The organism is Pseudomonas sp. BNK-7, assembly GCF_048072025.1.
GTDB classification, from domain to species: Bacteria; Pseudomonadota; Gammaproteobacteria; order Pseudomonadales; family Pseudomonadaceae; genus Aquipseudomonas; species Aquipseudomonas danubii.
In genome coordinates, this window is sequence record NZ_CP182252.1 from 6,646,470 (window position 1) to 6,663,585 (window position 17,116).

17 protein-coding genes are annotated in these 17,116 nt (G+C 59.4%); 9 read left to right on the plus strand and 8 right to left on the minus strand.

Annotated features, from left to right (window positions below):
* Nucleotides 1-11 precede the first annotated feature (11 nt).
* From ACMGF8_RS30005 to ACMGF8_RS30035, 7 genes are all read left to right on the plus strand, one after another.
* The gene (locus ACMGF8_RS30005; protein ID WP_047305985.1) at nucleotides 12-725 is read left to right on the plus strand and encodes an ABC transporter permease; all 714 of its coding nucleotides are present in this window, start codon (nucleotides 12-14) and stop codon (nucleotides 723-725) included.
* 9 nt (nucleotides 726-734) lie between these two features.
* Nucleotides 735-1,439, plus strand: a complete 705-nt coding sequence (locus ACMGF8_RS30010; protein ID WP_102860356.1) for an ABC transporter permease — start codon at nucleotides 735-737, stop codon at nucleotides 1,437-1,439.
* Between the two features lie 44 nt (nucleotides 1,440-1,483).
* Nucleotides 1,484-2,665: a pyridoxal phosphate-dependent aminotransferase gene (locus ACMGF8_RS30015; RefSeq protein WP_416758194.1), complete on the plus strand. Its 1,182-nt coding sequence runs from the start codon at nucleotides 1,484-1,486 to the stop codon at nucleotides 2,663-2,665.
* Nucleotides 2,666-2,770: 105 nt separating this feature from the next.
* A complete protein-coding gene (locus ACMGF8_RS30020) occupies nucleotides 2,771-4,519 on the plus strand; it encodes an amidohydrolase (RefSeq protein WP_250329608.1) in 1,749 nt (582 codons plus the stop codon).
* Nucleotides 4,516-5,442 (plus strand): CobW family GTP-binding protein, encoded by a 927-nt coding sequence (locus ACMGF8_RS30025; RefSeq protein ID WP_250329609.1) that lies wholly within the window; start codon nucleotides 4,516-4,518, stop codon nucleotides 5,440-5,442. The genes ACMGF8_RS30020 and ACMGF8_RS30025 overlap by 4 nt, the downstream gene beginning before the upstream one ends.
* Nucleotides 5,443-5,569: 127 nt before the next feature.
* Nucleotides 5,570-6,067 carry a DUF6622 family protein gene (locus ACMGF8_RS30030; protein ID WP_221810934.1) on the plus strand — a complete coding sequence of 166 codons (498 nt, stop codon included), beginning with the start codon at nucleotides 5,570-5,572 and terminating at the stop codon, nucleotides 6,065-6,067.
* Nucleotides 6,068-6,256: 189 nt separating this feature from the next.
* Nucleotides 6,257-6,958, plus strand: a complete 702-nt coding sequence (locus ACMGF8_RS30035; RefSeq protein ID WP_047305989.1) for a hypothetical protein — start codon at nucleotides 6,257-6,259, stop codon at nucleotides 6,956-6,958.
* Between the two features lie 100 nt (nucleotides 6,959-7,058).
* On the opposite strand, the gene glyA is transcribed toward ACMGF8_RS30035, so the two are convergent.
* Nucleotides 7,059-8,414 (minus strand): serine hydroxymethyltransferase, encoded by a 1,356-nt coding sequence (glyA, locus tag ACMGF8_RS30040; protein ID WP_416758198.1) that lies wholly within the window; start codon nucleotides 8,412-8,414, stop codon nucleotides 7,059-7,061.
* A gap of 533 nt (nucleotides 8,415-8,947) precedes the next feature.
* Between glyA and ACMGF8_RS30045 the strand changes: the two genes are divergently transcribed.
* The gene (locus tag ACMGF8_RS30045; RefSeq protein ID WP_115580867.1) at nucleotides 8,948-9,550 is read left to right on the plus strand and encodes a helix-turn-helix transcriptional regulator; all 603 of its coding nucleotides are present in this window, start codon (nucleotides 8,948-8,950) and stop codon (nucleotides 9,548-9,550) included.
* Nucleotides 9,537-10,421, plus strand: a complete 885-nt coding sequence (locus ACMGF8_RS30050) for a queuosine precursor transporter (protein WP_102860348.1) — start codon at nucleotides 9,537-9,539, stop codon at nucleotides 10,419-10,421. The genes ACMGF8_RS30045 and ACMGF8_RS30050 overlap by 14 nt, the downstream gene beginning before the upstream one ends.
* 93 nt (nucleotides 10,422-10,514) lie before the next feature.
* Here ACMGF8_RS30050 and queC read toward each other — a convergent pair whose 3' ends face one another.
* From queC to cyoA, 7 genes are all read right to left on the minus strand, one after another.
* Entirely contained in the window at nucleotides 10,515-11,213 is a 699-nt protein-coding gene (gene queC / locus ACMGF8_RS30055; protein ID WP_102860990.1) for a 7-cyano-7-deazaguanine synthase QueC, read from the minus strand.
* A gap of 119 nt (nucleotides 11,214-11,332) precedes the next feature.
* Entirely contained in the window at nucleotides 11,333-11,887 is a 555-nt protein-coding gene (locus ACMGF8_RS30060; RefSeq protein ID WP_102860347.1) for a cytochrome b, read from the minus strand.
* Nucleotides 11,888-12,035: 148 nt separating this feature from the next.
* Entirely contained in the window at nucleotides 12,036-12,923 is an 888-nt protein-coding gene (gene cyoE, locus ACMGF8_RS30065; protein ID WP_102860346.1) for a heme o synthase, read from the minus strand.
* A 10-nt stretch (nucleotides 12,924-12,933) separates the two neighbouring features.
* Nucleotides 12,934-13,263 (minus strand): cytochrome o ubiquinol oxidase subunit IV, encoded by a 330-nt coding sequence (cyoD, locus tag ACMGF8_RS30070; protein ID WP_102860345.1) that lies wholly within the window; start codon nucleotides 13,261-13,263, stop codon nucleotides 12,934-12,936.
* Nucleotides 13,264-13,890, minus strand: coding sequence for a cytochrome o ubiquinol oxidase subunit III (locus tag ACMGF8_RS30075; RefSeq protein WP_025129487.1), 627 nt, complete (start codon nucleotides 13,888-13,890; stop codon nucleotides 13,264-13,266).
* A 3-nt stretch (nucleotides 13,891-13,893) separates the two neighbouring features.
* The gene (gene cyoB / locus ACMGF8_RS30080; protein ID WP_102860344.1) at nucleotides 13,894-15,912 is read right to left on the minus strand and encodes a cytochrome o ubiquinol oxidase subunit I; all 2,019 of its coding nucleotides are present in this window, start codon (nucleotides 15,910-15,912) and stop codon (nucleotides 13,894-13,896) included.
* 3 nt (nucleotides 15,913-15,915) lie between these two features.
* Entirely contained in the window at nucleotides 15,916-16,860 is a 945-nt protein-coding gene (gene cyoA / locus ACMGF8_RS30085; protein WP_102860343.1) for a ubiquinol oxidase subunit II, read from the minus strand.
* Between the last annotated feature and the right edge of the window lie 256 nt (nucleotides 16,861-17,116).

Here is a 17,116-nt window from a genome sequence, read left to right on the forward strand (position 1 = left end):
CTGGATACGTCATGATTTCTCTGTCCGACCTTTCCCAACTGTTCGTCGCCGACGGCTGGCTGGGTGCCCTGGCCCAGGGCGCGCTGGTGTCCCTGCAGATTTCCGCCGGGGCCTTCGTCCTCGGCCTGGGCATCGGCCTGCTGGTGGCGATGATCAAGCTCAAGGGCCCGCGCTGGCTGGTGAAACTGGCCAACGTCTACACCACCCTGTACCGGGCCATGCCCGAGCTGCTGCTGATTCTGCTGCTGTACTACGCCGGCACTGACCTGTTGAACATGGCCATGGCCGCCATGGACCGTCCGAGTGTCACGGTCAACGGCTTTATCGCGGCGGTACTGGTGCTGGGGATTGTCCAGGGCGCCTATTCGGCGGAGATCATCCGCGGCGCGATCCAGGCCATTCCCCACGGCCAGATCGAAGCGGCGCGGGCCTACGGCATCGAGCGCTGGCTGCTGGTGCGGCGCATCCTGCTGCCGAGCATGCTGCCCTACGCCATGGCCGGGCTGTCGAACCTGTGGCTGGTACTGGTCAAGGACAGCGCGCTGATCAGCATCGTCGGTTACAGCGAACTGCTTTCAGTCGGCAAACAGGCGGCCGGTTCCACCAAGCACTACCTGGTGTTCTACCTGGCGGTCGCGGCTTTCTACTTCGTCATCACCCTGGTGTCCGGCAGCCTGTTCCGTGTGCTCGAGCGTCGCACCAACCGCTGGCTGCCCCAGCACTAGGAGACTCGAATGGACTTTTCCTGGATCAACGGTTTTTCCACAGAGCTGCTGCGCGGCCTGGGCATCACCCTCAAGCTCCTGCTGCTGAGCGGAATCTGCGGCTTTGCCCTGGCGGTGGTGGTGGGCCTGGGCCGGGCGTCGCGCAACCCTCTGATTCGCGCACCGATGCAGTTCTATATCAGCGTATTCCGCGGTACGCCGCTGCTGGTGCAGATCTACATCCTCTATTACGGGGTCGGCAGCCTGTTCGCCGCCTACCCGCCGATTCGCGGCAGCTTTCTCTGGCCCTACCTGCGTGAAGGTTTCTGGTACGTGGCCCTGGCCCTGACCCTGAGTGTCGGCGCCTATGTCGGTGAAGTGCTGCGCGGTGGCCTGCGGGCCGTGCCTCGGGGCGAACTGGAAGCCGCCCGCGCCTACGGCATGGGTTACTGGCTGACCCTGCGCCGGGTGTGGCTGCCCCGGGCCCTGGAGCTGGTGCGCCCGACCCTGGTGGGCGAATGCGTGCTGCTGCTCAAGGCCACGGCGCTGGCGTCCACCGTGGCGGTCACTGATTTGCTCGGCGCCGCCAACCTGGTGCGCGCCCAAACCCTGAAGGTCTACGAGCCACTGCTGGCGGTGGCGCTGATCTACATCATCCTGGCCTTCGCCATTGAGCATCTGTGCGCACGCCTGGGCAACCCCGAACGAAACCGGGCCCCCCAGCGTCAGGCCTGAACCCATTCGATTGCACGGGCAACCAAGCCCGTGAGGAGAACAACATGCGTTACTCACCTTTCGTTCAGCGCATCAGCGGCGAATCCGTCAGCGCCTGGGATATTCACTACGCAGCCATCGAGGCTCGGGGGCGCGGCGAGGACGTCATCGTCCTCAGCGTCGGTGATCCGGACTTCGCCACCGATGCGCGCATCAGCGCCGCCGCCAGCACTGCCCTGGAGCAAGGCGACACCCATTACACCCATGTCCTGGGTCGCCCGGCCCTGCGCGAAGCGATTGCCGCCAAGCAGCGGCGCCTGCTGGGCATCGATGTCAGTGCCGATAACGTGGCCCTGGTGGCGGGTGCACAGAACGGTCTGTTCGCCACCTGCCTGTGCCTGTTCGGCAGTGGCGACGAAGTGCTGGTGCCCGAGCCCATGTACCTGACCTACGAGGCGTGCGTGCATGCCTCCGGGGCGCAGATCGCCTGCGTGCAGCAGCCGGCAGCCAACGGCTTCCGCTTGACCGCCGCGGCCCTGGAAGCGGCGCTGACCGACAAGACCCGGGGCATCGCCCTGGCCACCCCGTGCAACCCCACCGGCAACGTCTACAGCCGCGAAGAGCTGGAAGCCGTGGCCGAAGTGGCGCGCAAGCATGACCTGTGGGTGATCTCCGACGAGGTCTACGGGCAACTGACCTATGACCGCGAACACCTGAGCATCGCCTCAATGCCAGGCATGGCCGAGCGCACGGTGATCCTCAACAGCCTGTCGAAAACCCACGCCATGACCGGCTGGCGCGTGGGCTGGGTGATCGCCCCGCCGGCCCTGGTCGGGCACCTGGACAACCTGCTGCTGTGCATGCTCTACGGCCTGCCCGGGTTTATCCAGGAAGCCGCGCTCAAGGCCCTGGAGCTGGATGAAGAAGTGATCGGCAGCGCCCGCGAGGTCTATCGCCGGCGCCGCGATCTGGTGGTGGCCGGGCTCAAGTCGGTGCACCTGCTCGATTGCCGCGAGCCCGAGGCCGGGATGTTCATGCTGGTGGACGTGCGTCGCACCGGGCTGTCGAGCATGGATTTCGCCTGGCAGCTGTTCCGCGCCACCGGGGTCTCGGTGCTCGACGCCCAGGCCTTTGGCGCCAGCGCCGAGGGCTTCGTGCGGATCTCCTTCACCGTCGCCGACGAGGTGCTCAAGGACGCCTGCCAGCGCATCGCCGGCTTTGTCGAAACCCTGGGCGCACAACGCTAAACAACAGCCCTCGCCACAGTAGCCCGCACAACAAGAATGCATTTGAGCTTGTCGCCCATTTTTCCGCCCACCTTTGAAGGGCCCCCTGCTTGAGAGGTTGACCCCGTGACCGCTTCCGACCAATTCAACTCCACCCATAGCGCCGTCGATCAATACGCCGAACTGGTGCTGCACAACGGCCGGATGTACACCCTCGACCCGGCCCAACCCTGGGCCGATGCCGTGGCCATCCGCCAGGGCAAGCTGATCGCGGTGGGCAGCCTCGCCTCCCTGGCTTCGCTGATCGGGCCCAACACCCGACAGCACGACCTGGACGGGGCCTTCTGCATGCCCGGCCTGCACGACATGCACACCCACCCGGACCTGGCCCTGGCCCCGCGCTACGCCGACGACCTGGACGTGGGCATCGAAGATCCGACTCCCGAGCAACTGGCGGCGGCGATCCACGCCTACGCCGACAGCCACCCTGGCGACGGCTGGATCTACGGCCAGTACTGGGTCCGCTACACCTTCCGCGAAGCCGGCCTGACCCCGGGCCGCGAGTGGCTCGACAGCGTCATGCCGGACCGTCCGGTGGCCCTGCTGGACCGCATGTGGGGCACCATGATGGTCAACTCCAAGGCCCTGGATCTGGCCGGCATCGACCGCCACACCAGCGACCCGCGCAACGGCTACCTGGAGCGCGATGAACTGACCGGCGAACCCAACGGCCTGCTGATCGACGGCGCCTACGCCCTGATCCACGCCGCCATGCCTCCGACTCCGGTGTCGGTACTGCGCCGCGCCTACCGTGATGGCGTGCACTTCCAGACCTCGCGCGGGGTCACCGCCACCAAGTACGTGCACGTCTGCGAGAACCGTCTGCAGGCCCTCAAGGAACTGGACGATGCCGGTGAGCTGACCCTGCGGGTGGAGGCGGCCATCAGTTGGCAGGACGATATCTTCCCGGTGCGCCGGCGCTGGGAGCTGCTCAGCGGCGAGCGGCATTTCTATCGCAGCGCCCGCCTGAATGCCAACGCGGTGAAGTTCCACTTCGACGGCACCGTGGAGCCCAAGTCGTCCTACCTGCTGACCCCCTGGCCGGAAGAGTCGAGCTGGCGCGGCAAGCTCAACCTGACCCCGGAACACATCACCGACATGGTGGTGGACATGGACAAGCGCGGCCTGCGGGTGATCGCCCACTGCACTGGCGACGGCGCCTCCGACGTGTTCCTCGACGCCGTGGCCGAAGCCCGGCGGCGCAACGGCAACAGCGGCATCCGCCACCAATGCGCCCACAGCACCTTGCTGCACCCGGGCAACCTCAAGCGCTTCCAGAGCCTGGACGTGATCGCCGAGTTCTCCCCGGCGGCCTGGTACCCGACGCCGTTCGCCAGCGGTGCCCGCTCCGGCTACGGCCAGGAGCGTCTCAAGCGCATCTATGACTTCAAGGGCGTGCTGGCCGCCGGCGGCATCGCGGTGTTCGGCACCGACTGGCCGGTGGCGTCCATCGACCCGTGGCTGGCCCTGGAAACCATGGTCACCCGGCAGAACCCGTGGAACCAGGAACCCGACACCTTCGGCGACCCCATCAGCCTGGAGCAGGCGCTGCAAGTGGCGACCCTCAACGGCGCCCACGCCATGGGCCTGGAACACCTGACCGGCAGCCTGCAGGTGGGCAAGTCGGCGGACCTGATCGTCCTCGACCGCGACCTGTTCGCCCAGGGCGCGCGCAACTACATCCACCACACCCAGGTGCAACTGACCTTCGTCGAAGGGCAACTGGTCTACGACCGCCAGGGCATCTTCAGCGACACGCCGTTGCAGGCAGTGTGGGAAGGCCTGCCGCCGGTGATCGAGGGCAAGGAACAATGAACAGCACCCCGAGCATTCCGGTGACCGTGGTTGCAGGCTTTCTCGGCGCCGGCAAGACCACCCTGCTCAACCGCATGGTGCAGCGCGCCGACAGCGGCCGATTGGCGGTGATCGTCAACGACTTCGGCGAGCTGAACATCGATGCGGCGATCATCGCCGAGGTCACCGACGCGGTGTACAGCCTGCAGAACGGCTGCATCTGCTGCACCGTGCAAGAGGACCTGCTGGCGCAACTGGTGAGCCTGTCCAAGCTGCGCCCGGCCCTGGAACGGATCGTCATCGAGTGCAGTGGCGTCTCCGACCCGCAGCGCATCGTGCAGACCATCGGCTACCCGCAACTGCGCAACCGCCTGCACCTGGACGCGGTGATCACCCTGGTGGATGCCAGCGGCTACCAGGACCTGGAAGGTGAAATGGCCCGGCTGTCACGGGCCCAGGTGGCCTGCGCCGACTGGGTGCTGCTGAACAAGGCCGACCTGGTGAGCGCCGAGCAGTTGCAGAGCATCCGCGCCAGCCTCGGCGGCCGCGCCCCGGTATTCGAAACGGTGCAGGCCGAACTGCCACCCGAGCTGCTGCTGGCGCCGCCGGTGCGTTCCACCGAAGTGCTGTTCAAGGCCCTGCCCCAGGCCCACGACGAACTGTTCGAAAGCTGGGTGTGGAAAAGCTCGCGGCCGCTGCAGCCCAAGGCCCTGCGCGACTGGCTGGCGCGCCTGCCCGCCGACCTGCTGCGCCTCAAGGGCCTGGTGCGCCTGGAAGGCAATGAACAACCCTATTGGTTGCAGCATGTGGGCAACCGCAGCCAGTTCACCCTCGCCACAGGGCAGCCCACCGAGCATGCCGCGCAACTGGTGTTCATCGCCCGTCGGGGCAGTGATCTGCGTCAGGAACTGGAGGCTGGGGTCAGCGATACCCAAGTGCACTGAGCTTCAAGCGGCACGTTTTCAGCCGCTAGCGGCTGCGGTGAGCTGTGCCGAGGGCGAAGGCTTCACGTCGGCGGGTACAAAGCGCACCATGGATCGCTCATTTTCCGCTGAAGCAAGGACGCTACAGATGCTCGATATCCTCCAAGGCACGCCCCTGTGGGTGTACGCGGTCTTCGCCCTGATCGGCTACTACGGCCTGCGCGCCCTCGCCATCACTCGCGAAAGCCGTCGTTCGCTGCTGCTGACACCGGTGATCCTGCTGGTCTGGTCGCTGTGCTCGGTGAACCTTGGCGATCACCCATTGCTGGCGCTGGGCGCCTGGGCCGGTGGTGCCGCACTCGGCAGCCTGCTGGCGATGCTGTTGTTCTCCAGCGCCGGCGTGCTACTGGAGTCCGGCGGCGAGGCGATCCTGGTGCCTGGCACCGTGAAGATCCTCGCCATCTCGCTGTTGTTCTTCGCGGTGAAGTATTGGATCGGCTATCAAACCGCCGTGCACCCCGAACAGGCCGCCAGCGTGCAGATGCTCGCTATCAGTGGCGCCGCTGCAGGCTTTACCGTTGGTCTGTTCTGCGGGCGAGCACTCAAGCTGTTCCGCAACTTCCGGCAACTGCGGCTCAACGCCTGAAAGCGGTGCGGCCATGCCCTTGGAGCACTGGGGAATCTTCGCCGTGCAAACCGGTCTGTAGGGACGGTCCTGTTGCGCGGGTCGCTTGGTCCGTGACATTAGGGTCCGGGTCCAATAGATTAGGCGCCCCCGAAAATCCCCCTGGGCCTTTCGCGCCTCAAACCTGTTAAACCAAGTAGTGGATGTTCAATGCCTGATTCCAACACCGAAGAATCCGTAATCGCCCTGTCCAACAAGGCCGAGTACGAAAACGCCATTCATCTTTCCCAGCACGTGTCCCAGGCCAAGACCATCAGCGAGATGGTGCTCGACGCCTTCCACAGCTCGAAAGAAAGTGACCAGATTCGCGAACTGCGTGCTGCGATTCGCCAGGCCCACGACCGCTTTGACGACGACACCGCCTATGAACTCATGGGCCAGCTCAAGCAACTCAAAGACGCCGAGGCCGCCGACCTGGCCGCCCTGGAAGACCTGAGCAAGAAATTCCCCATCAGCCGGATTCTCTCCAGCTACAAGGACGACCCGGACTTCCAGGAGCTGGTCTACGGCCTGGCCCTGAAAGTGCTGAACCAGACGCACCAGGCCATCAGCAACCCCAGCGGCGGCAAGAGCAAGGCGCGGCCGAAGAAGGAAATGGAAGTGTTCGCCATCAGCAAGGACGGCATCAGCGTCACCCTGCCGATGCGCCCGCGCTCCAAGGCCAACGTCGACCGTGAAGCCTTCGAATTCCTCGGCTTCAGCTTTGTCGGCGAAGGCGATGAGGCGGAACTGGAAAGCGAAATGTTCCTCGACAAGAACGGCAACGAGCAGCAAGCGACCCGCAAGAACATCATCACCGCGATCCAGCAGCAGACCGCATTCGAAGGCTACAGCGCGCAACAACAGCTGTAACCCGGCCCTGTAGGAGCGAGCTTGCTCGCGAAGGCATCAGCCCGACCTGAGCGCCGAGAAAAAGCCCCGTACTTGCGTGTGAAGTCGGGGCTTTTTGTTTTCAGCGATCCCCGTACTCACGGATCGGGTACATCGCGCACAACGCTTCGGTCTGTTGTAGGAACTGCTCCTGCAATCCGGGCTCCAGGGTGTATTTCTGCTCGCCGTGGGGCTGCACCTGATCGAGTATCCGGCACACCAGGTCGACAATCTGGCGACACCCTTGGGCGTCCACGTGGCGCTGGGCGATGGAGCCGGTGCCGATACACAAGCCATTGGCGGCAAATGATGATCGGTTTTCCCTCGGACCACGTTTTTTGCTGACGATGATTCCACACTTCTCCAGCGCCGATTCGGCGATGGAGCCGCTGATGCCGCCACGCAAGCGCAGCAGGATCGTGTGATTTTCCGTTCCGCCCCCCACAACCTCGTAGTCCCGCTCCATGAACGCGCAAGCCATTTCATCTGCCGTGGCGCGAATCCGCTCCATGTAGGCATCAAACAGCGGGGACATCGCATAGCCCAACGCGGCCGCCTTGGCGGCAATCACGTTGACGGCAGGCGCGCCTTGCATACCGGGGGAAACCGCTTGTTCGAGAACCCGGCGAAAACTCGACCTCAGTCCAGGCACTTTGGTGTCTGCATCACGACCGGAAAGAATCAGACCTCCACGCGGGCCGGCGAGCTGCTTGTGGGTGCAGGTGATTGTGACGTGCGCGGCATCGATCGGGCTCGGATGGCGCCCTGTGGCCACCAGCCCGGCGATATGGGAAATATCGGCAAGCACGATGGCCCCGGCCTCATCGGCAATGGCACGAAAGCGCTGGAAGTCCACGACCCGAGAATGGGCCGTCGCCCCGCAAATGATGATCCGCGGACGATGGGCCATCGCCAGTTGACGCACTTCTGCGTAATCGATCTCCCCCTGGGATGTGATGCCGTAACGAACAGCCTTGTAGTTGGCCTCCGCGAAGGCTTCCACTCGGCCATGTGCAAGGTGCCCACCCTGTTCGAGGGCCATGCCCAGGATCGTATCCCCCGGCTCGGCCAGCGCCGTCAGCACCTGGTAAATGGCATTCGAGGCCGAGTGTGATTGCACACAGGCGTATTGGGCAGAGAACAGCTCCCGAGCGCGTCGGATCGCCAGAGCCTCAACCCGATCGACGTTCTCACACCCACTATAGTGACGCCGGCCGGGAGCGCCTTCGACCGTGACGTTGACCAGCGCCGAGGCTGATGCCGCCAAGCTCCGGGGGCCGGCCGCGCAGGAAGATGAAACCAAAGACAGTGTGCGGTGTTGGCGCGTGACTTCCGCGTCCAGGATGCTTGCCAGTTCCGTGTCTTCAGCGCGCAGATCGGCCAAGCCACGTCGCAGCAGGTCGGCCTGGGTCCTGAGTGGTTCAGTGTCAGCTGCCATTGTTCTGTGTCCCTTCCTTGTATGTTGCGCGCCACGAACGACAGCACGCTTCCTGGATATCACGTTCGTTTGCCTGCATCGGGCTTATCCAAGCCTCGGCGTCAGACTCTATAAGGCGCAACAAAATTAATCAAAGAATTAAACATTTTCCAAATTAAATGCTGCTTTTCTGCCCAGATAAAAACAACAGCCCTGTACTTTTTCTCAATACCCAGCAACGAGGAGCCAGGCCACGGTTTTTTTGGGGCTTTATTCCCCGGACTGACGCATGTAACACTTACCCACCGCGGCGCCCTTACGAATCGCGATTTCTCCCACGATTTGATCGCCCCACATACCAACAGCAGAGCAACCCAGGACGGATGCAAGCTGACTAAAGGAGTAGTAGCGAATTGGTAAATATCAAAAACTAACCTGCCCACTTTCGCTGCAGTAGCCCAGCGCTTGGCATAACACATGCCGAGAGCCATATACGGCATAACTTCTATAAACGTCTCGATGCCTGACGACTATAAGGAAATGGTGAGCATTTGATGCACAGAAGAGAAAGAACAGAGTATTTGAAGAGCAATATCAAATACTTGATAAAAAGTCGCGGCGAAACGCAATTATCTTTGTGCAACGCTAGTGGCCTGACCAGAACGACCATATACAACATACTGGAAGGCAAGGTTACTAATGTACAGCAATCCACCATTCGAAAGATTTCCGACTTCTTCGGTGTTTCCTACGAAGAAATAGAAACCATCGACTTTGAAGAAAAGGAGATCATCGAAAGCAGTATTTCACCTCAAGGCAACATGAATCCCGCCGCTGTGCCAATCATCAAGGAAAGCCTGCTGATCGCCAATCTCGATAGACGCATCGGCGAACTGGCCACGCTTTATCCGCTGACCTATTATTTCGGCACATCTCACAACTTGATAGCGGTACTGCTTGAGAATGAAATACGTGACATGAATGAACCTGGCGACCTTTTGATCGTGCAAAAAGGGTCATCGACAGACGACAAGGAAAAACTCGTTTACGACAGGCTGACAAAGAAACTGTTCATCGTAAACACTCCGTACTCCAACTCGGATGATATGTGCATCGTGGGAGACATCATCGAGGAGCGATTCAATGACAGCATTTGAAAGTGAAATCGAGAACAGCAAATATAAATTACTAGGCTTTGAAAACAATAAGAATCTGGCCGTGATTATGATTATCGCCACAGGCAAGGTCATCAGAATAAAGCTGAACGAAGTATTGAACAGTGAAATAATGGACAACCTGAACAAAATGGAAATCAGAAACCTGTATAAAAAATTCTATTCCCAAGGAGGAGCACTTACTGCCTACGACCTGAATGATCGCCATGAAAACTCATGGATGATTTATATCATCCTGAACCTACTACTCTTTACATTCTATATTTTCACCAGCATTGCTGCGACAAAGCCAATTTATCTGGAGTCGCTCAATATCATCATTACTCCCGGCACCTTTCTTTATCCCCTGACATTTTTGATCGTTGACCTGCTGAACGAAAACTTCGGACTCAGACTTGCAAGAAAAGCCATTTTCTTTGCTTTTGCAAGCAACGCAATGATCATCATCCTCCTTTATGCTTCGACTTTTCTCCCTGGACTGCCCGACTGGAAGCTCGACAAACCCTATAACGACGTCATCATTCAGGTGACCTCCGTATTGATTGCCTCCTCCGTTTCTTTCCTTGTTTCGGAAAACGTAAACTCATACTTACTATGCAAGATAAAGGAACTGACAAACTCTAGATTCCTCTTCCTGCGTATATTCCTGAGCACCTTGTTTGCAGTAATCATCGACAGCTTCCTGTTCTGCTTCATTGCTTTTTATGGAGCAATGCAGAACAACGATATTCTGAGCATGATTTATGTCCAGATCGCGATCAAAGTATGCTTTGCTTTTTTCAACATTCTACCTGCCTATGGTGCGCGATCACTATTCAAGAGATACGTCACAGATAACCAGGTAGGAAAATAGACATACAATAGGCGGAAGCCATTGAATTCAATACTCACCTGTTTCAAAGACAGGTGCAGTATTGAATAGCAATGGCGAGTCAGCACTTATAAATTATTTCAGAGCCATTTTGCTTTTCAAGCTATTCATCACTTCAGCTCTATTCTCCAAGTAACTGCTCAAGCCTCTTGCACGAAGGTTGCAAGCATCACAATTAGCACAGCCACTTCCGATGACACCGTTATAGCAAGTCAGTGTTTGCTCGCGAATCAGATCCAAACGGTTGTGGTAGTCCGCCAGCGCCCAAGTCTCTGCCTTGTTTAGCCACATCAACGGGGTTTCAAGACGCAGCCGGTACTCCATTCCCAATTCAAGGGCCTTATTCAAGGCTTTCACGAACTCGTCCCGACAATCGGGGTAACCGGAAAAGTCTGTCTCACACACCCCGGTAATGACAGTCTCAGCCTTTACTTGATAGGCATATATAGAAGCCAACGTTAAAAACAGAATATTTCTTCCTGGTACAAAAGTGCTCGGCAAGCTTTCACCGGAACTGTTTACCGTCGGAACGGGAATATTGTCCCGAGTGAGGCTACTGATCGCCAGCTCATTCAACAACGAAGCGTCCAGTACCTTGTGAACTGTCGCTCCTAATTGTTTGGACAGTCTCTGTGCCGTTTCGATTTCCGCGTGATGACGCTGACCATAGTCAAACGTAATACAGTGCACTTCGTCATAAGCCGGCAGTGCATGGATCAAACAGGTTGTTGAGTCCTGCCCGCCACTAAAAACGACAACGGCTATTTTTTTCATCATTCTGCTTCCTGCAAAGGTTGAGTCATTTGTATGGTTTGAACAGCCCAATGGCGGGCTCTGGATAAACAACCCCGCCCGTCTCTCGAAGACGGGGTTTTCTCTGCTCGGACGATCAATCAAGCCGAGGTCGTGCTACCCGCCATGCGCCGCAGTACATGCCCCTGGCCTTTGACACAATGCAGGATCACCGCCGCCACATGGCCCACGATCAGTACCAGCAAGGTCCAGCCCAGCAGGCTGTGGAAGCTGTTGCCCAGGTCGGTCATCCACTGGATCTTCGGCCCTTCGAAGCCGCTCATCACCGGCAGCCCGAAGGCGGAAAACGCTCGCCCGGAACCGTACTGGCGCAGCAGGCCGAGAAACGGGATGGCGAACATGCCGGCATACAGCAACCCATGCCCCAGGCGCGCGGCCAGGTTCAGGCTCGGCGGCCGACGATGGCGGTTCAGCAGGCTCCAGAGCAGCCGCACCAGCAACAGCCCCATCAATAGCAGCCCGACTTGTTTGTGGGTCGGCCAGAGGAACTTGTCCAGTGCCGAATCCTCCAGCAGGTAATGGGCGGCGGTCGAGCAATAGATCCAGGCAAAAGCCAGCGCCATGGCCCAGTGCAACCCACGACTGACCGCGCCGTAGCGCGCCCTGGAGTCGTTCATTTCAATACGGCTTTGCATGACATCCACTCAGGCTTAATCAACGAACCGGCAATTTTACCCAGCCCGGGGATCGTACTGGGCCGAAAAACTTTAAATGATGTAACGACGCGGCAAAAAAAACCCCGCGCTTCTTACGAAGGCGGGGCTTTTCTGTGGCCTGGACAGCTTAGTGCGCGTAGGTCAGCAAGAGCTCGGTCGGGGCCTTGAAATCCACCGACATCATCACGCTCAGCGCGGTGATGGTGAAGATCGAGAACACGAACAGCTTGCGCGCCCACACGGTGTCATCCACCGCCTTGTAGCCGGTCCAGGCCATGTACAGCCAGTACATGCCCATCGCCGCCGCTACCGCCAGGTAGCTCATGCCGGCGTAACCGCTGAAGGTCAGCATCAGGGTCGCCACCAGGAACGCCAGGATGTAGAGCAGGATGTGCTTCTTGGCCACGCGAATACCGCGCTTCACCGGCAGCACCGGAATCGATGCGGCCAGGTAATCGTTGAAGCGGAAGATCGCGATGGCGTAGGAATGCGGCATCTGCCACAGGCTGAACATCACCAGCAGGGTCAGCGCGGCCATGTCGAAGCTGTTGCTCACGGCCACATAACCGATCACCGGCGGCATGGCCCCGGACAGACTGCCCACCAGCGTGCCGTGAACCGACTTGCGCTTGAGGTACAGACTATAGAGGCCGACGTAGATGACAAAGCCGATGACCGCGAACAACGCGGCCAACGGGTTGGCCACGTAGTACAGCAGGGCGACGCCGGCGATCCCGAGGAGGGAGGCATAGACCAGGGCCGCTTCCAGGGAGATCAGGCCCTGGACCAGCACCCGGTTCTTGGTGCGCTCCATCTTCAGGTCGATGTCACGGTCGATGCAGTTGTTGAACACGCAACCGGACGCTACCACCAGCGAGGTGCCGATCATGGCGGCCAGGAAAATGGCCAGATCGACATGCCCTTTCGAGGCCAGGAAAAACCCGCCTGCCACAGAAAGCACGTTACCGAAAATGATCCCCGGTTTGGTGATTTGGATAAAGTGCTTGAGCGACATCGGGTTTACCTCACTTGGCCATCATGACGGTGTGGATGCTGAACATGATCCACAACGACAGACCAACCAGCAGAACAATGACCAGCGCGGCGAAGATGAACGCCACCACGTTGTTGCGCTGTGCCGCGGAACGGTCCAGGTGCAGGAAGTACACCAGGTGAACGATCACCTGGATAACCGCGAACGCCAGGACGATCCACAGGGTCACGTCTTTGGGCAGCGACGGGTACATCACCAGGCCGAACGGGATCAGTGTCAGGATGACCGACAGGATGAAGCCGATGGCGTAGGACTTGACGCTGCCGTGACCGGCTTCGTCGTGGGAGTGTGTGTTGGCCATTTACATAGTCCCCATCAGGTAAACAACGGTGAATACGCAGATCCACACCACGTCCAGGAAGTGCCAGAACAGGCTCAGGCAGCTCAGACGGGTCTTGTTGGTCGCCGTCAGGCCGTTTTTCTGCACCTGATACATCATGATCGCCATCCAGATCAGACCGCTGGTCACGTGCAGACCGTGGGTGCCGACCAGGGTGAAGAACCCGGACAGGAAGCCGGAACGGCTAGGGCCGTAGCCTTCGGAGATCAGCAGGTGGAACTCGTTGATCTCCATGCCGATGAAGCCCAGGCCGAACAGGAAGGTCATGCCCAGCCAGCCCAGTACCTGCTTCTTGTTGCCCCGGAAGAACGCCAGCATGGCGAAGCCGTAGGTGATCGAACTGAACAGCAGCAGAGCGGTTTCGCCCAGTACGTAAGGCAGTTCGAAGATGTCGTGGCCCGACGGGCCACCCGCTACGTTGTTAACCAGTACCGCGTATACCGCGAAGATCGACGCAAACAGAATGCAGTCGGTCATCAGGTAGAGCCAGAAACCGAATACGGTCATCTCGCCCGAGTCGTGGTGATGGTCATCGTGCCCATGGTCATCGACATGGGCGTGTCCAGCATTGGTCACTAAGTTCGACATGGATTAAGCCTGTTCCAACGAGGTTTCAACACGGGTAGCCGGGATCTTGTTCTCCGATACCAGACGCTTGTGCTGCTCGGCTTCGATGCGTTCGATCGTCTCGACCGGCACCATGTAGCCTTGATCATCACGGGCAGCGTGGATCGCGAAATAGATCACGGTGCCGGCCAGGCTTGCGATGGCCAGCCACCAGATGTGCCAGATCATGGCGAAACCGAACACGGTCAGCAGGGCCCCCATGACCACACCGGTAGCGGTGTTGTTGGGCATGTGGATCGGCTGGTAGCGGCTTGGCTTCGCGTAGGCGGTACCGTCTTCCTTGGCTTCGGTGAACGGATCGATGCCGTCGGCCTTGGGCAGTACCGCGAAGTTGTAGAACGGTGGTGGCGACGAGGTCGACCATTCCAGGGTGTGGGCGTTCCATGGGTCGCCGGACACACACATGTTCTGCTTGCGGTCACGCACGCTGACGTACAGCTGGATCAGCTGGCAGGCGATACCCACAGCGATCATCAGTGCACCCACCATGGCCACGTACAGGTATGGCACCCACTCAGGGTTGGTGGTGGCGTTCAGACGACGGGTCATGCCCATGAAGCCCAGTGCATAGAGCGGCATGAACGCGACGAAGAAGCCCGAGATCCAGAACCAGAAGGCAGCCTTGCCCCAACCTTCATGCAGCTTGAAGCCGAAGGCTTTCGGGAAGTAGAAGCTGAAGCCGGCGATGTAGCCGAATACCGCGCCGCCGATGATCACGTTGTGGAAGTGAGCGATCACGAACAGGCTGTTGTGCAGGACGAAGTCCGCACCCGGAATGGCCAGCAGTACGCCGGTCATGCCGCCGATGGCGAAGGTCACCATGAAGCCCAGGGTCCACAGAACCTGGCTGGTGATGCGCAGACGGCCGTGGTAGATGGTGAACAGCCAGTTGAACAGCTTCACCCCCGTCGGGATCGAGATCAGCATGGTTGCCAGGCCGAAGAAGGCGTTGACGCTGGCCCCCGAACCCATGGTGAAGAAGTGGTGCAGCCAGACCATGAAGCCCAGGATCGAGATCGCGCCGGACGCGTAGATCATCGAGTGGTGGCCGAACAGGCGCTTGCCCGAGAAGGTCGAGATGACTTCGGAGAAGATACCGAACGCCGGCAGGATCAGGATGTACACCTCGGGGTGACCCCAGGCCCAGAACAGGTTCACGTACATCATTGGATTGCCACCAAGTTCATTGGTGAAAATGTGGAAATCCATGTAACGGTCAAGCGTCAGCAGTGCCAGGGTAGCGGTGAGGATCGGGAACGAAGCCACGATCAGCACGTTGGCCCAGGTGCAGGTCCAGGTGAAGATCGGCATGTCCATCATCTTCATGCCCGGGGTACGCATTTTCAGCACGGTGGCCAGGAAGTTGACCCCCGTCAGCGTTGTCCCCAGCCCTGATAGCTGTAGCGCCCAGATGTAGTAGTCGACACCCACGCCCGGACTGTATTGCAGGCCCGACAGTGGCGGATAGGCAACCCAGCCGGTCTTGGCGAATTCGCCAACGCCCAGGGACAGGTTGATCAGCACCACGCCCGATACCAGCAGCCAGAAGCTCAGGGAGTTGAGGAACGGATAGGCCACGTCACGCGCGCCGATCTGCAGCGGCACGACCAGGTTCATCAGGCCGGTGAAGAAAGGCATCGCCATGAAGATGATCATGATCACACCGTGGGCGGTGAAGATCTGGTCATAGTGTTCAGGTGGCAGGTAGCCAGGCGAACCCTCGGTGGCCATGGCCAGCTGGGTACGCATCATGATGGCGTCGGCGAAGCCACGCAGGAGCATGACCATGGCGACGATGATGTACATCACACCGATTTTCTTGTGGTCGACGGACGTCAGCCACTCGGTCCACAGGTAGGTCCACTTCTTGAAGTAGGTGATTGCCGCGAACAGCGCCACGCCGCCGAGCGCGATCATGGCAATGGTCACCATGACAATCGGCTCGTGGAACGGAATCGCTTCCAGACTTAATTTACCAAACATCGTTTACTCCTCTGCCCCGGCAGCTGAATGCGAACTCACGTCCATCCCTTCGGTTGCGGCCACTTCCTTTTCTTTCTTCTCGTGCTTGAGCGGCTGGCCCGGTTTCATGCCTTCATACTTGTCGATGATGGTCTGGAACAGGTTCGGCGCGTACGCGGAGTAGAGTTCTACAGGATTGTTCTGGCTCGCCTTGGAAAGGGCTTCGTATTCAGCGGTGTCCAGCTGTTTAGGTGCCTTCTTGACTTCGTTTACCCAGGCGTCGAAATCTTCCTGACTGGTTGCGATCGCTTTGAATTTCATGCCGGTAAAGCCCGCGCCGCTGTAGTTGGCGGAGATACCTTCAAGTTCGGTGTTCTGGTTGGCAATCAGGTGCAGCTTGGTGGTCATGCCCGCCATCGCGTAGATCTGGCCGCCCAGGCCCGGGATGAAGAACGAGTTCATCACGGTGTCGGAGGTCACGCGGAAGTTCACCGGGGTATGGGCCGGGAACACGATCTTGTTGACGGTGGCGATGCCTTGCTCGGGGTAGATGAACAGCCACTTCCAGTCCATTGCCACCACTTCGATGGTCACCGGCTTGACGTCGGATTCCAGCGGACGGTACGGGTCCAGGGCGTGGGTCGACTTGTAGGTGACATAACCCAGGGCAATGATGATCAGCACCGGAACCAGCCATACGGCGATTTCGATCTTGGTGGAGTGGGACCACTTCGGCGCGTAGGTCGCGTCCGTGTTCGAGGCGCGGTATTTCCAGGCGAAGGCGAAGGTCATGATGATGACCGGCACAACCACCAGCAGCATCAGGATGGTTGCCGTGATGATCAGGTTTCGTTCATCCAGACCGACCTGACCCTTAGGATCGAGCAAGGTCCATTTGCAGCCTCCCAGCATCAACATGCCGAGCAGCGGCAATAAGCCTAGTAATCTGGGGTACCTGTTTTTACTCATCTCACGACCTCTAAAGCAGCTTGCGCAATGCAGTTGGGTTTTGATCGCCAACACTTCACCCTGCCAAGGGTTGGCATTTTTCTTCAATGGAATAAGGGCCTGCCCGTTGCGTTAAACACTCAACGACACATCCCGGGCTAGCAGTGGTTCTTATTCGATCTCGTGGTCAAAGGCCTTGTTACAGACCAATTCCATTTGGTGCGGAAGTTTGGAAGGCGCCGACACCCGCAGTCGCATGGAGCGCTCAATCCGCCCC